The following is a 16224-nucleotide window of genomic DNA, read 5'->3' as shown; positions in this document are numbered from 1 at the left end:
GAAGGACTGATGAAACACACGAAAAAGACGCAAGGTTTTTTTACTCTCACCACAGCCATAGCACTCCTGGCTGCAACACCTGACGACGCCACTGCCGCCTATGAGCCATTTGTTGGGGAAATCAGTTATGTCGCATTTAATTTTGCACCGGACGGGTGGTTTCAATGCAACGGGCAAACACTGCCCATCAACCAGTACGCAGCACTTTACTCCTTACTGGGCACTACCTACGGCGGGGATGGTGTCACTAACTTTAAGCTGCCTGACATGCGAGGAAAAGTACCGGTACACCAGGGACAATCCCCAGGATACTCAAATTTCACGATGGGCCAAACCAGTGGCGCTGAAAATGTTACGCTCACGGCCACGCAACTGCCGATACATTCGCATCCAGCTACCGCAGTTTCAACATCCACTTCTGCGGTTGCCCCCGGCGCTAGTGCAACTTCCACACTCAAAGCTGCCAATGCAACGGGTGACATGACTACTCCAGGCAGTAATGCAATTGCCACATCGTCTGCAGCCCTTATCAAGATATATTCCTCCACAACGGCGCCAAACGTGAATATGCACGCCGGCTCCATTGAAACCACTCTGAGTGGCGTTAATGTGACGACCACAACCAATACAGCGGTCACAGTAGGCAATACCGGAAGCTCTCAGCCATTCTCAATCATGCAGTCCTACACAACGGTTAACTGCATCATTGCCTGGCAAGGTGTTTTTCCGTCACGGCCTTAAACCGTAAAGAAATTTTAAACATGAAATAAGGAATCACCGGATTAACGGGCAATCAATGAATACACGCATCGATGACGCCTATTATCCGTGATTCCTGCTGACAAAAATGAAAAAAGCGTTACTGATATTTTTATCTGCTGTGCTGTTGTCCGAAAGCAATCCCGGTGGCGCAAATGCACAACTGGACAGCAGTCAGGTGATGAAGGATGCGCAAGTGGCCCTGGCATCTGGGGAATACGAAAAAGCCTTTGCCGGATACGATGCCGCTGCCAGGAATGATCAAAACGCGCTGGCACAATTCACCCTCGGCCTTTTTTACCAAAATGGCTGGGGACGCGCAATTGATAAGACCGCCGCCTGCCAATGGTTTGAAAAAGCCGCACAAGGCGGCATTCCGGTTGCGCAACATCTGACCGGAATCTGTCTTGACGATGGCACGCACCGCCCGGCAGATCCAACCGCAGCTGCCAGCTGGTTTCAGAAAGCGGCACAGGCTGGACATTTTCATTCTTACTGCCATCTCGGCAATCTGCTTATGACTGGCAGAGGCGTGCCCAAGGACCCCGTAAAAGCCCTTGAACTCTGCCGTCCCGCTGCACACCAAGGTTCGATTCCGGCACAGCTATGGCTGGGAAAATTTTATTTGCAAGGCGATCCATCTATCCAGGATAAACAGGAAGCTTACCGCTGGTTTTCTGCCGCCGCGCAAAAACTAGCGCCTGAAGGTTTTTATTATTTAGGCATACTCATGCAACAAGAACCACCGGAAGAACAAACCGCGAGAAAAACTCGGCAACTGTTTGAACAAGCCGCCGCACTCAAATTTGTACCGGCATATTTTCAAGCAGGAAATCATTTTTATCATGCAGAACCGGATCCGGAAACAAACCAATTATCGGCAGAAAATCTGGCAAAAGCGTATTTGTGGATATCTGCCGCCATACAACGATCCGAGGATACCGAAGAAATTCTTGCTGCCCAATCAATCCGGCAAAAAATACTCGCCATCATGCCAGAAACCTGGTTAGCCGAACTCGACCAGAAAATTGCACAACATTTACAGCGAAAGTAAGCAGAAACATTTGATGAAATCCAATCGCACCGGTATCAAAATGACCACCTAAACACCAGTGACTCTTAAGGAACCTCTGAATAACTGTCATTTCGAGCATAGCGATAAATCTATCCTGTTGATTCGTGAAGATTCCTCACTCCGTTCGGAATGTCAAAGATGGGTTATCCGGAGACTCCTTAAGTGATGTATTGACAACAACGGTTAATCTGCAGTTCTAAAGCACTTAAAGGAGTAACGCAATGACGACTACCAATTTCGACAGCGGTTCGCTAGTCACTAACGATGGCGTTACTTCGGCCACCTATAGCGGATGGACATTCGGTGCCAGCAGCGCAATCGATTTCGCAAATGCCAGCGCTGCGGATCTTCCCGTGCTTCTGAATCAATCCGGCGGACGATCGATTATTCTCAATTATAACGGTGCCAATGTAACCAATTTCTATTTCAAATCTTCCGATGGCTCCGATTTTCAGCTCAATTCATTCAAGATTGACAATGGCCCGAATGGCGCCTCAAGTTCTTTGACCATTGCCGGTTACCGGGATGGCGCTTTGATCGTTGCGGCGGAATCGGTCAATTTAACCAGCAGCGATGCGGCTGGAAATATCACTTATACGCAGCAAAACAATGCAGCAACAGAATATAGCGGATTGCTGTCGTTCAACTCTGCATTTAACAATGTTGACGAAATACGTTTTGTTTTTGGTAGTCTGGTAGAACTAACCGTTGATGATATTGATATTTCAGCAGCGGTTGTCCCTCCCACCATCACCTCAGCCACTTACGACGCCAGCACCAATTCGCTAGTTGTGACTGGTACCAATCTGACCGCAACTTCCGGTGCTTTGAACGACATCGATGTGTCAAAACTGACATTGACCGGACAAGGCGGCGCAACGTATACGCTCACTTCGTCAAACGTTGAAATCGACTCGGCCACTCAGTTTACCGTTGCTTTGAGTGCCACCGATCAGATTAACGTGGAAGGACTGCTAAACAAAAACGGCACTACTTCGGTAGGCGCCACCACCTACAATATCGCGGCAGCGGCTGACTGGAATCCTGCGCAAACTGGTAATGCGGATGCTACCGGTAACGCAATAACCGTCAGTAATGTACAAACGCCCGCCATCACTTCAGCCACTTACGACGCCAGTACCGGCAGTTTAACTGTCACCGGCTCAAATTTAGTAAAAGCCAGCGGTGCCACCAACGACATCGACGCCTCAAAACTCACGTTCACCGGTGAAGGCGGCACGACCTATACGCTGACCGACTCCAGCGATGTTGAAATTACTTCCGGAACTGCATTTACCGTGACACTGAGCAGTACCGACAAGGCCGCCGTCAATCAAATTATCAACAAAAATGGCACCAGTTCAACCAGCGCGACAACCTATAACCTGGCGGCTACCGATGACTGGAATACGGTAATTGGCAATACCGATATCTCGGATGCAACCGGCAACGGCATTACCGTCAATAACGTGGCCGCGCCCGCGATCACGTCCGCCACGTACGATGCCAGTACCGGTGCATTGGTAGTCACCGGTACTGGCTTCTTTAATCTGAGCGGTGCAACCAATGATATTGATGCCTCCAAATTCACGTTCACCGGCGAAGGCAGTGCCACCTACACACTGACCGATTCCGCTGATGTTGAAATCACGTCCGGAACCGCATTTACCGTGACTCTGAGCAGCACCGACAAAGCTGCCGTGAATCAAATTATCAACAAGAATGGCACCAATTCTACCGGCGCAACAACTTACAATTTGGCGGCTGCGGAAGATTGGGCGGCCGGTGCCGATGCATCCGTCAATGTGGCCGATGCGACGGGCAACGGCATAACAGCATCCAATGTGGCTACACCGGCCATCACATCGGCTACTTATGACGCCAGCACCGGCACACTGGTTATAACCGGTACCGGTTTCTTGAAAAGCAGCGGTGCGGCGAATGATATTGATGTCTCCAAATTCACGTTCACCGGTGAAGGCAGCACAACCTATACGCTGACCGATTCCGCCGATGTCGAGATTACTTCCGGCACAGCGTTCACTGTTACATTGAGCAGTACCGACAAAGCTGCCGTCAATCAGATGATCAACAAGAACGGCACTTCCTCAACCAGCGGTACCACTTACAACCTGGCTGCGGCGGAAGATTGGGCCTCCGGTGCGAGTGCGGCGGTTACTGTGGCCGATCTCACCGGCAACGGCATTACCACTTCCAACGTTGCCGCGCCGGCCATGACGTCCGCCACATATGACTACAGCAGCAACGTATTAACCGTTACCGGAACCGGTTTTTTGCAGAAAAGCGGCGCCAGCAATGACATCGACCTTTCCAAGCTGACCATCACTGGAGAAGGTGGCGCAACCTACACGCTCACCACTGCTACGAATATAGAAATCACGTCGGGAACTGCTTTCTCGGTGACACTAACCGGCGCTGACTTGATCAATGTTGAGACATTACTCAATAAAAACGGCACATCAGCGGTCAGCAGCACGACGTATAACCTGGCCGGAGCCGAAGATTGGGCTGCCGGAGCCGATGCCGCAGTGACTGTGGCCGATCTGACCGGCAACGGTATTACGGTCAGTAACTATGCGGCACCCGCCATTACTTCCGCTACTTTTGACACCAGCACCAACGTGCTGACGGTCACCGGAACCAATTTGGTTTCTAACAGCGGTGCGACTAATGATGTAGCAGTTTCACTGCTTACATTAACGGGTGAGGGCGGAAGCTATGCGTTGACTTCGCCGACTGTGGAAGTGACTTCGGCAACTTCCTTCAGCGTCACGCTGAATGCTGCTGACCAGTTGGTGGTTCATGGATTGCTGAATAAGGATGGCACGGCTTCTTCCAGTGCAACGACCTACAATGTCGCGGCGGCTGAAGACTGGATGGCTGGCAGCGCATCTTCGATCACCATCGCCGACCTGACAGGCAACGGAATCACGGTGAGCAATGTGCAGACGCCCGCCATTACTTCAGCCACATACGACTCCGACTCCGGAATATTGGTTGTCACTGGCACCAATCTCTTCAACAAGGCCGGAGCAAGTAACGACATTGATATTTCAACGCTGACCTTGACCGGCGGTACTGCAAGCGCGACCTACACCATTACCAGTGCCTCGGATGTGGAAATCACTTCGGCGACTTCTTTCAGCGTAACGCTATCCGGCGCAGACAAAACCAGTGTCGATGCCTTGCTGGACCAAACCGGCACGACTTCTTCCGGCGGTTCTACCTACAATCTGGCCGCCGCAGACAACTGGCTGGCGGGTGCCAATGCGACACCCGATATCAGCGATGCAACCAATGCAGTCACGGTTTCAATCAATCCGCGGATTACTTCGGCTACCTATGATGCCTCATCCGGTTCCCTGGTCGTTACCGGCACAAATCTGCAAGCCAATGGCGGCGGTTTCGACATCGATGCCTCCAAATTAACTTTCACCGGCGAAGGCAGCGCGACCTACACGCTGACCGATTCCGCCGATGTCGAAATCACCTCCGGCACGGCTTTCACTGTCACACTCAGCGCCACCGACAAAGCGGCCATCAACCAGATCGTCAACAAGAACGGCGCAATTTCAACCGGCGGGACTACTTACAACCTGGCTGCGGCAGATGACTGGGATACCAATGTCACCACCGGCGATACCTTGGATGCCAGCGGAAATGGCATCACCGCATCCAACGTAGCCGCACCCGCCATTACTTCGGCCACCTATAACGCCAGCACCGGCGCGCTGGTTGTCACCGGTACCGGCTTGCTGAAAAGCAGCGGCGCGGCCAATGATATCGATGCATCCAAGTTCACATTCACCGGCGAAGGCGGCGCGACTTATACACTGACCGATTCCGCCGATGTCGAGATCGCTTCCGGCACAGCATTTACAGTAACATTGAGCAGCACCGACAAGGCAGCAGTCAATCAGATCGTCAATAAAAATGGCACTGCTTCCACCGATGCAACCACCTACAATCTGGCCGCTGCAGAAGATTGGGCCGCAGGCGCTAATGCGGCGGTCAACGTAGTCGATGCCACCGGTAACGGCATCACCACTTCCAATGTTGCCGTACCCGCCATCACATCCGCCACTTATACTGCCAGCACCGGTGCGCTGGTTGTGACCGGCAGCGGTTTCCTGAAGGCAAGTGGTGCCGCCAACGACATCGATGCCTCCAAGTTCACTTTCACCGGTGAAGGCGGCGCTACTTATACGCTGACCGACTCCGCCGATGTCGAAATCACTTCCGGCACTGCATTCACAATCACTTTGAGCAGCACGGACAAAACCGCTGTGAATCTGCTGCTGAACAAAGATGGCACAGCTTCTACCGATGCGACAACCTACAATCTGGCCGCAGCGGAAGATTGGGCGGCAGGTGCCGATACGGCGGTTACTGTTGCGGATCTGACCAGTAACGATATTACTGCAACCATCTCGGTTTCTTCATCCGGTGGCGGCGGCACTGGCGGAGGCAGCACGAGCACAACGACCACGATCATAGACGGCACGGTTACCCAAACCACCATTCAACCGGATGGCACTGTGGTAACAACTATCCCGGCCGTCACTGCAGAACGGCAGGATGATCCCGCTTCGTTATTCAATGATTATGCGGATATTCCTATTATCACCAATGCTACGGGCGATGCCCTGTTGACAGCCAGCTTGCCGGCCGGAGTCGGTTTGAGTATTGCTGGCCAGGCGAAGGAATTGAATCTGGCAGATGCCAAAGATGATCTGATTCAACGCATCGAGCAAAAAACTGGCGTAAATAGTGACTTGAGTCAGGAAGCCATCCAGCATGCCGAGGATTTTCTATCCGCATTGGCTGCGGATGAACAAGTTATCGTGCAAGTTGTCACCCCGGCAGTCAGTAATAATCGCGTGCCGGATGTGCCCATTGTCATTACTGGATCGAATCTTGCCGGCAGTAGCAAACAAATCCTCATCATTGATACCAGCAATCTCCCATCCGGCACCATCATCCAACTGGATAATGTCGCGTTTGCATCGATTATCGGTGCCGTGCGCGTAATAGGCGGTAACGGCGAGAATTTTGTCGTTGGCGATAATCACAACCAGTTCATTGTTCTGGGTGCGGATGACGACATATTGTTCGGCGGCGGCGGTAATGACACAATCGGCAGTCTGGGCGGCAACGATCAAACTTCCGGCGATGCGGGTAATGATACCGTTTATGGCGGTACCGGAAATGACCTATTAAACGGTGGAACCGGCAATGATCGTCTCAACGGCGGTTTGGGTTTTGATAGCGCAGTTCAAGCAGGACAATTATCCGATTACCGGGTTGCAGTGCATGGCAACGCGATCACGCTAACGCATAGTAATGGCGAAATCGATACACTGACCGATGTTGAGCTAGTCCGTTTTGCCAGCGGCCCCAGTCTGGCGATTGCATACTCCGAGGTTGAAGCGGTTGCCCATCATCTGGCTAAAACCTGGCTGGAGCGAGATTTGACGGCCGCAGAAGGCAGCGCGGTACAAAATTGGGTGGGTGCAACGACGGACGATATTTTAGCGGCCTTCCACAGCTTGCCTGAAGCAGCGGCATTCCGAGATAAAACCAGCGACGAATTACTGGCCGGACTGGAAACCAATCCAAACATTATCCGGGTCGATACAATCCGTGACTTTACCGGCGGTGATGAAGATAATCAGGGTTATTTGCCGCTAGGACTGGCCATCAATGCCGATGGCGGCGCAGGTTTTGATGTATTGCGCATGCTGGGTCATCGTGACGACGTGCATCTGGAGTTTGTCGATAATCGTCTGGAATTGACACAACTCAGTGATGGCGCCATGTTCAGCATTAAGAGTGCCGAAATGATTACATTCGACAACAATGAAACCGTCGTGATTGCGCATAATCAAACTGAAGGTATTCTGGCACGCCTGGTGCACAGCTTCTTTAACCGCGATGCCACCGCAGCGGAATGGCAACTCGGACGCGAAACACTGCAACAGCCTTACGATCCGGATGCAATTCTGGATTGGTTCCAGCAGCATGCCGGTTTGCAAGATCTATCCGATACCGACTATGTGCAAACGATTTATACCCAGACATTGGGGCGATCTGCAACCGGCGATGAACTCAATCTGCAATTATCTCGGCTGGAAAGCAACCAAGTCGATCGCAATTGGCTGCCAGTTGAGATTGCACAAAGTTCCGAAGCTGTCACCCATCTGATTGGCAGTGTCCTATTGCAGGACGGGTGGGTATAGTTTCCAGGGAATCTCTAAAAAATTGTCATTTCGAGCAACGCGAGAAATCTATAGCGTAAATACGACAAGATTCCTCACTGCGTTCGGAATGACAAATGCTGGTTATTCAGAATCGACTTCACCGGGTAAGGCTGTCGGCGATTTGACAGGATCAGACAACAATAACGAAAAAAATATTCCAATCAATCTCAGGCCCATTAATTGGGCACAATCCTACCGCGAAGTGCGGACGTTAGCGGGGCTTCTCCAGCGTTTCAATCAGGAAGAGAATTTCGGCGGCCATCGCGTAATTCAAATCTGGCGCATCGGCAAGCGTGCGGTCGCGGTTGCCAGTCAACGCTCGGATGGTCGAAGCTTTGCCAGACTGCGTCTTGCCCAGCAGCCATAACACGGGAACCGAGATCTTCGCGCGCGCCTCGCGCAACGAAGAACTGGAAAGGCGTAATAATGAAATTGATTTGCTTGAAGTCAAGGCAGATTTTTATAGGCAGAAGCTAGTGCTTGAAAGTCGTTTTAGGATGATGTAGCAGAGAAGTTTTTAAAGCTGTGTAAGTATCAAATTTAGTGATATATTCACGGAAATAATATGTAGCTAGTCGACCCTGAAAAAGTATCAAACGACAGTTGTTCTGGAAAAGCTACCCGAGAAAACTGGTGCCTACTAAAATGCATGCCCTGGTAGTTTAAATTTCCATCAAGGAATCCGATAAATTTGCAGTTTTCGCCATGGGAAAAAGAGCCAAAAAATGGCCAGCAGCCATTGTTTCAGATTCCAGGCGGCAGCAGCCATCAGCAGGTTGATGCGATCGCCAATAGCGCCTTTCAGATAGTTCCTCGCCATTCGATAATCCGATTTCAGGTGGCCGATAATGGGTTCAATCGCGGCACGCCTCCTGCACTGTTTTCGCTTCTTGTCTTTCTGGTATCGGGTATCTTTCTTGAGTCCTTTTCCGGGCAAAATGATCTGGGTTCCATTGACTTCACGTTTGCCGCGGTAGCCGCGATCGCATACGGCTTGCTTAGCTGCTTTCCCGCGCGAAATCTCAACATGACGCAAGATCTCTGGTAACGTATTGCTGTCATGCAGATTCTGTTCGTGACTGATTACGCCGACGATCAGATTACCTTTTGCGGTACTGGCGACCGATGCTTGGCTAGCGTACTCATATTGTTTGTGGTCTTTCCCCTTGGCGACACAGTACACTTGCGGTTCATGCAATGAGTAGATCTTGTTCTTATCGTTTTGCTGTTGCCGTAATACGCGCTCATACAACAGAAAGTCCCGTTGATAGCATTCAAACAGACAGTACTGCGGTAATTCTCTCCTGAGCTCCCGTATCAAGACACCTGCAATGGTTCTGAGCCGCTTTAATGCGCGTTTGGCCTTGGCTCTTTTCTTCACGTGCCGGTAGTGCCGAATATCCAGGCGCAGTGACTTCACTTCTTTGACGAAAGTGCGCCGCTGTGAAATACCGTGGGCGGGGCCAATCTTGTTGAGGCGATTGATAATCTTGATCGCTAGTTTGCTATCTGTCGGGTACGTGATGTTCTTCTCATGCACAGTCGTGTCAACATGAACCACATCTTCCAGCGCTGATTCCCCATGCAAACCAACACTCATCCGGAAAATCCGCTCTACACCTTGCGCGCCTAGGCGCTTGCGAAAATGTACTAGCTCCGTACTATGGCAAGGCAGCTTTTGCTGGAATTCTTTCATGCCGCAAAAGGCCTGGTAATAAGGATTGCGCTTCCACTGCAATACTATCGATTCGTCACTCAGATTCTCTAACTGCTTCAGTATCAATAACCCAACCATCAGCCGGATCGGCTTACTCGGCGCACCTGCCGCCGTCGTGTAATGGATGGAAAATGATTCCTCAAATTCTTGCCAGGGTATCGCTGATGCAAGCTTCAGCAACAAATCATTGGGATCAAGTTGCATCAACAAATCTGTTCCAAACAAATTCGGTTGATGAATCGTACTGCTATGTCTTAGCATTTTTAATCACCATTTCGACCAGAAAACACTTGGATATTTTAACATTTCCGGTCGTTATGAGCATTAAGAATCAGTGCATTTATAACTAATATCAGGAGCTTATAGATATTTCAGGGCTGACTAGCTATTTACATGGAGATCGTATCTTGACATTAGTCGTTGCCAGATTAATCAATAACGAAATTTTTGTTGTTGCTGATACAAAGTTTACGATTCCCCAAGAAAAAAAACCATTATCCTCTAGAAGAAACGTAATCACTCAAGCAGAGCAATATTTTGGAGGCTTGAAAGTAATCATACTTTTTCCAGGACTATTTGTAGCATTTGCAAACGAAATTTCATTTGCTAAAGATGCGATTGAAAAGATTTATGATAAAAAAATAAATTTAATCAACAAGGATCAAACAATTGATTACTTTTTTGATCGACATTGCAGAAGTCAATATCAAACAGACTTCATTATCGGGTTTATATGCAGCAGTGACAATAATCCCGAAAATTTTGAAAAAGAAATAGTGAAAATTTCCGAAGGCCATATAGAAAGAGGAAAAAATGTTGTATATATCGGTGATAAAGATGCCTTTACAAAATTTCAGAGTTATTCACTTCTAAAAGAACTTAAGCATCCATCTCCTAATTTCACATTAAGAAGATTAGGAAAAGAAAGTAACCCTGATTTTCAACAAAATTTGGTTAATTCTATCCATGCGATAGATCAAGTTATAAGAGATCTTGAAATTCCAACTGTTGATGGGGTTTGTACAACCCTTACATCCGAGAACGATGAATTTCGCTACATGGAAAGTGTGGAATTTTTCGGAAAACCGATTCCAATAAAAAAAGAACCAAGCTCACCAGTTTATTTCGGCGGAGCAGCAGAAGGATCTGACAACCGGCATATAGGAGCGTACTTAGTTCCGGGAGTTGGGATTTTCTCCGTTTTTTTAGATTCTGGAAAGTTTGGTGTCATTTATAACCCAATAGAATCTTTTAATCCTGAAATTGTTCACTGCAATTCTATGGAAGAATTCGCTATATCTATTAAAAAAAGAACTGATAAAGCTATAGAAAAAATCAAAATCTATCAGGAATCACAATTAATGCAATTCGTTTAGCGCACAGTTTTATTAAAATCATCAGTTAATACAAACGGCAAGCACTTCGTCCCTAAACTGGTTGCCGCGCCTAATCGCTAAAAAACCGCTTCAGCACCTTAATCATATAGTCATGATCCTGCACACCGGCGCTTTCGCGGATGCTGTGCATCGCCCACATCGGGCAGCCGACATCGATACTGCGGATGCCGAGCTTCGCCGAGGCGATCGGGCCGATCGTGCTGCCGCACGGCAAGTCACTGCGGTGCGAGTAGCGTTGATGGGGAACACCGGCTTCTTCGCACCACTGGATAAAGCGCGCGGTGGAGACGCTTTCGGAGCTGTAGCGGCGGTTGGCGTTGGATTTGATCACCGGGCCTTTGTTGACGAAAACTTTGTGATCTGCGTCATAGGACGAAGGGAAATTGGGGTGATAGGCATGCGCCATGTCCGCGCTGATCAAGAAACTCTGCGCCAACGCGCGCGCCGTGTCTTCGCGCTCCAGCGATGTGGCGATGCTGATGCGTTGCAAGACATCGGATAAAAAGCTGCCTCCAGCGCCGATATGGCTTTCGCTGCCGATTTCTTCGTGATCGAAAAACGCGCACACCAGTGTGCTTCCCGCATTGTTCAGGATGGTATCGTCGAGCAAGGCTTGCAGCCCGGCGTGGCAGGAAGCCAGGTTGTCGATCTGACTATCCGCGTAAAATTCCTGATTCGCGCCCCAGAACGTGCCTTTTTGCGTGTCGTAAACCGCCAAATCCCATGACAAAATTTGCGTGGCGCCGATGCCTGCCACCTGTTCCAGCAACGCCATAAAATAAGGTTGTGGCAACTGGTCTCCGGTCAATTGCGCGAACAGCAGCAGCAATTCGTTTTGTTTGTGCAGCTTCAAGCCGTCTTCATTGACGCTCCGATTCATGTGAATCGCCAGATTCGGCAAGCGCAGCAGTGGCCGGTCGAAGCGCACCAATTTGTAGGCAAGATTTCCCTTTTCATCGCTATAGCTGATCCGTCCGGCCAGACTCAGATCACGATCGGCAAAGGTCGCGAGTATCGGCCCGCCGTAAATCTCAACCCCGAGCCGGGCGATGCCGTCGCTCACAGTTGCGGCATTCGGCCTGATGCGGAATCCCGGTGAATCCGTGTGCGCGCCAACAATCTTGAACCCTGATTCGGCGGGTGCTTTGTGTCCCAGCACGAACAGCACGATCGACGAATCATCGCGCACCACATAATACCGCCCGCCCGCTTGCAATTGCCACTTGGCCGTCTCATTGAGCCGGACAAACTGAAATGCTTCAATTGCCGCTTCAATCGACGCGACCGCATGCCAAGGACTTGGGCTTTTGTCGATAAAGTCCAATAACTGTTTTACGTGCTGTTTAGCTGTCATATTTATATTCTAATTCAATTGCTTATATGAGAATCTCTGTTCTCCCCGCACAAAATATACGTAATGCCGGATATTTAGTCAAACGCCCTGCTGCGTGTTCAATAAGCGTTATTTGATTAAAAAATCGAGAAATGCGCGGTGATTTTACCTTTCAGCCAAATATGTGAAAGCAGGCATTGATGGTAAAATCCGGAAACTCCCTGATAAAAACATTGCCGCATCGAAAGGAACCACAGTTTGCCGTGCTACCCACTTAAACCCCTCTCACTAATTTTACAATTCTTTTGTTGCGCTCTTTTACTATTAAATTCTCCGATTTCTCATGCGCTGGCCATTGAAGCCAAACAAATAGAAAAACAACTCTCAAAACCCGCTTTGTTTGGCTTGAGCAAAACCGAAATTGCGGATTTGCAGCGATTTTATGCCGCCCGGAATCATCAGCCGGTGTGGATAACATCGGAACCGGAATTAACTCTACTCGAAATAGCATTAAATTTCATCGCCAATGCGGAATCCGAGGGACTGGATAGCCACGATTATCAATTGCAGCAGTTGCAGCAACTGCTGCAGCAAATCGGTCAATCTTTGCCCGCAGCAATTGAGCTGGAAATACGCACGACGCATGCACTGTTGATATTGGCACGCGATTTATCGCGCGGGCGGTTCACAGCGGCCAAAGCTGACGAGGATTGGCATATTCCACAAGCCGGCTTCGATGCGGTAGCCTTCTTGCGCGAAGCAATCAGAACCAACCGTCTGCAACAATCACTTAATGATTTGCCCCCAAAGCAACCGAGCTATCAGTTGCTCAAGCAAACACTGGCGCGCTACCAGGCACTTGCCAACAGCCATATCGAGTGGGTGCATATTCCTAGCGCACCGTCGATCCGGCCGGGAGACACGCACACAAACATCCCATTGATCCGCCAACGCATCGCGCAAGCGTATGCCGCCGATGGAATCGACGACTATCACATTGCTCCCACTGCAAGCGAGCACTACGATGACGAGCTGGTTACGGCCATTCAAGCATTTCAAGCGCAACATGGGTTGAATACCGACGGTGTTATCGGCAAAAACACCATCCGCGCCCTCAATGTCCCGCTTGACAGAAAAATCCGCCAACTGCGTATCAATATGGAGCGCTTGCGCTGGCTTCCGAGAAATCTGGGGGAACGCTACGTGCTGGTCAACACGGCCGGGTTCCGGCTTTCAGTCGTCGAGAAAGATAAACAGGTTCTCGATATGCGCATTATCGTCGGGCGCGATTACCGCTCAACGCCTACCTTTAATGGCAGGCTCTCGCATATGATTCTGAATCCGTACTGGAATGTTCCTGACAGTATTGCGCGCAAAGACTTACTACCGAAACAACAGAGTGACCTGAGTCATTTCGCCTCATTAAATATCAAAGTCTTTCCGAATCACAACCGGAATGGTGAAGCCATCGATCCGGACACGATCGATTGGCAAGCAATCAAACACAGATTTCCCTATGTTTTGCGCCAAGATCCAGGAAAAAACAATGCATTAGGCAGAATTAAATTCATGTTTTCCAATTCATTTGATATTTATCTGCACGACACGCCCTCCAAATCACTTTTCCAGAGGGATATTCGCACATTCAGTTCCGGGTGCATCCGGCTGGAAAAACCGCTGGAATTTGCGGCATTTGCACTGGGGAAACAAGAGCTACCGGAGAAATTCCTTGCTGACCTGGAAAGCAGCCAAACCACCACCGTGTATTTACCCAAACCACTGCCCATTTACTTAGTGTATATTACGGCCTGGATTGATGAGCAAGAAAAGCTGCGCTTTTCCCCTGATATTTATGACCGGGATATGCGCGCTTTGCGGTATGCTCGCTGGTAATAATTAATTATTCGCACACATTCGCAACATTTTCAAGGAGAAAATAGCCGATGATACGAAACCTTCTAAATCAAACCCACGTATCCGAAACAGAACCAGAACCAAGCCGCCGCCGCTTTTTAAAAGCCGGATTAGGCGCATGCACTTTACTGACCCTTCCAATGGCTGCAACGTCTGTCCATGCAGCAATCAAGAGACCATTCGAGAAAAAACTGAGTTTTCTTAACTTACACACCGGCGAACGCACGCGTGCGACCTTCTGGGCCAATGGCCGCTATATTCCTGAAGGAATGCGCGCTATCAATCATGTGCTGCGCGACCATCGTACCGGTGATCGCTTTGCGATAGATCCTGATCTATTCGATATTCTGCATCAGTTGCAATACAGATTGAGAACCAATCAGGAATTCCATGTCGTTTCCGCGTACCGCTCCCCTGCCACCAATGCCAAGTTGGCGGAACAAAGCGGTGGCGTTGCTAAAAACAGCATGCATACGCATGGAAAGGCCATCGACATTCGCTTGCCAGGACGTAAATTATCCGATCTGCGCGCTGCTGCGTTGTCATTACAAATGGGTGGTGTCGGTTATTATCCCTCGTCCAATTTTATTCATTTGGATACCGGGCGCGTGCGCTTTTGGGGCGGTTAAGTTTATTGCATTACTCTAATCAATCAACTGCTGGCTTTATTGCGTAATGCATGCGAGCAAAGCAATTTGATAAAGTTAGTATTATTGATCTTCTCGCTCGAATCTGTGTTTTATGCAAACAGATCGAATCAAACCTACTCGATTAACGTTCTAACAGCATGCTCACTGGCATTCTCTGCGTTTGCTTTGCTTGTGTTCTTCGATTTATAGTATGCTTTAATTCCCAAACCCAAACCCATACCAATAGAATAAAAAAGCATCAACCTAAGATTATTAAGATCAGTATTAACAATGGTCTGGGTGGAAAAAAGCAGTAAACGACAACTATTCAGGAGCAAGAAACATGAATAAGCCACTAGCGATTCAACAATCGAAACTTATGCTTGTTTTTACAGCATCACTGGCAATTCTATTTCCATTATCCGGCAAAGCTGATTCACTCATTGACGATAACTGCATCAATGTGACCAAACGTCCCCTTTCTGATTTCCTAAACGCGCAAGGAACCTTGAACGATCCCCCCCAATTTTTCCCGCCTGTAAAAGATTATTCTGGCTGGGCTGGTGGCGATGGAATTAACTTTGCTTTGGTTGACTACGCCGGACTAGCCGATAAATATATCCAAGCCCAAACGGGGCACTCTATCGGCACCAAAGTTCATGGCGTTGTGTTGGAATGCGCACTCCCCAATGGCAAAGCTCAGGTTTCGGTTACACTGATTACTACCAAAGCATTAGGATTTGCGCAATCCATTCAGGATCTTGTTAACAATAATTTTGATTTTCTCAATACTCCCACAATTTTCGGTACTAAAGTTCAAGACGTGATCAATGGAGCAAAACCTGCCACCGGATCGGTCGACCTTTCAACAACTTTCTCCATTTCTGCGCCAGGCACCAGCTTGCCTGACCTAATTGATGTCGTGTTTAATCCAGCAGCGTACGCTCCAGTCAAAATAAGCTTTAAGTCAACGACTCGCGGAAAGTGTACCAACAGTGAAGCTGAAGCCCATCTAGATGTACACCAAGTTGGCGCCACAAATGAGAGCAATGCATTAGTTTTCCAGAAAGAAAAAGTAAGTATTAATGGCAAAAAAGGTGGCAACTGCGGCAGTTAAAA

The 16224-nt window shown here is 49.1% G+C and carries 10 protein-coding genes; 8 read left to right on the top strand and 2 right to left on the bottom strand.

From position 1 onward, the window contains the following. Positions 1 to 9: 9 nt before the first annotated feature. From NIT79A3_RS05805 to NIT79A3_RS05790, 4 genes are all read left to right on the top strand, one after another. Complete coding sequence (locus NIT79A3_RS05805; RefSeq protein WP_156797026.1) at positions 10 to 741, top strand: tail fiber protein; 732 nt, start codon at positions 10 to 12, stop codon at positions 739 to 741. 106 nt (positions 742 to 847) lie between these two features. After that, the gene (locus NIT79A3_RS05800; protein WP_013965307.1) at positions 848 to 1813 is read left to right on the top strand and encodes a tetratricopeptide repeat protein; all 966 of its coding nucleotides are present in this window, start codon (positions 848 to 850) and stop codon (positions 1811 to 1813) included. A gap of 242 nt (positions 1814 to 2055) precedes the next feature. After that, the gene (locus tag NIT79A3_RS05795) at positions 2056 to 8094 is read left to right on the top strand and encodes a DUF4214 domain-containing protein (protein ID WP_013965306.1); all 6039 of its coding nucleotides are present in this window, start codon (positions 2056 to 2058) and stop codon (positions 8092 to 8094) included. Positions 8095 to 8182: 88 nt separating this feature from the next. Continuing rightward, entirely contained in the window at positions 8183 to 8482 is a 300-nt protein-coding gene (locus NIT79A3_RS05790) for a hypothetical protein (RefSeq protein WP_041360180.1), read from the top strand. Positions 8483 to 8788: 306 nt separating this feature from the next. Here NIT79A3_RS05790 and NIT79A3_RS05785 read toward each other — a convergent pair whose 3' ends face one another. After that, positions 8789 to 10093, bottom strand: coding sequence for an IS5 family transposase (locus NIT79A3_RS05785; RefSeq protein ID WP_013965305.1), 1305 nt, complete (start codon positions 10091 to 10093; stop codon positions 8789 to 8791). 146 nt (positions 10094 to 10239) lie between these two features. Between NIT79A3_RS05785 and NIT79A3_RS05780 the strand changes: the two genes are divergently transcribed. After that, complete coding sequence (locus NIT79A3_RS05780) at positions 10240 to 11208, top strand: hypothetical protein (protein ID WP_013965304.1); 969 nt, start codon at positions 10240 to 10242, stop codon at positions 11206 to 11208. A gap of 70 nt (positions 11209 to 11278) precedes the next feature. On the opposite strand, the gene NIT79A3_RS05775 is transcribed toward NIT79A3_RS05780, so the two are convergent. Further along, on the bottom strand, positions 11279 to 12583 hold the full coding sequence (locus tag NIT79A3_RS05775; protein WP_013965303.1) for a M18 family aminopeptidase: 1305 nt from the start codon (positions 12581 to 12583) through the stop codon (positions 11279 to 11281). A gap of 237 nt (positions 12584 to 12820) precedes the next feature. On the opposite strand from NIT79A3_RS05775, the gene NIT79A3_RS05770 reads away from it, so the two are divergent. The 3 genes from NIT79A3_RS05770 (at position 12821) to NIT79A3_RS05760 (ending at position 16222) form a co-directional block, all read left to right on the top strand. Beyond that, positions 12821 to 14455 (top strand): L,D-transpeptidase family protein, encoded by a 1635-nt coding sequence (locus NIT79A3_RS05770; protein WP_013965302.1) that lies wholly within the window; start codon positions 12821 to 12823, stop codon positions 14453 to 14455. Between the two features lie 50 nt (positions 14456 to 14505). After that, positions 14506 to 15105, top strand: coding sequence for a DUF882 domain-containing protein (locus NIT79A3_RS05765; protein ID WP_013965301.1), 600 nt, complete (start codon positions 14506 to 14508; stop codon positions 15103 to 15105). A 343-nt stretch (positions 15106 to 15448) separates the two neighbouring features. After that, on the top strand, positions 15449 to 16222 hold the full coding sequence (locus NIT79A3_RS05760; protein ID WP_013965300.1) for a hypothetical protein: 774 nt from the start codon (positions 15449 to 15451) through the stop codon (positions 16220 to 16222). Positions 16223 to 16224 lie beyond the last annotated feature (2 nt).

Origin of the sequence: Nitrosomonas sp. Is79A3, from assembly GCF_000219585.1 — a bacterium.
Lineage (GTDB): Bacteria > Pseudomonadota > Gammaproteobacteria > Burkholderiales > Nitrosomonadaceae > Nitrosomonas.
The sequence above is the reverse complement of the archived record's forward strand: the minus strand, read 5'-3'. Positions and strand labels throughout refer to the sequence as shown.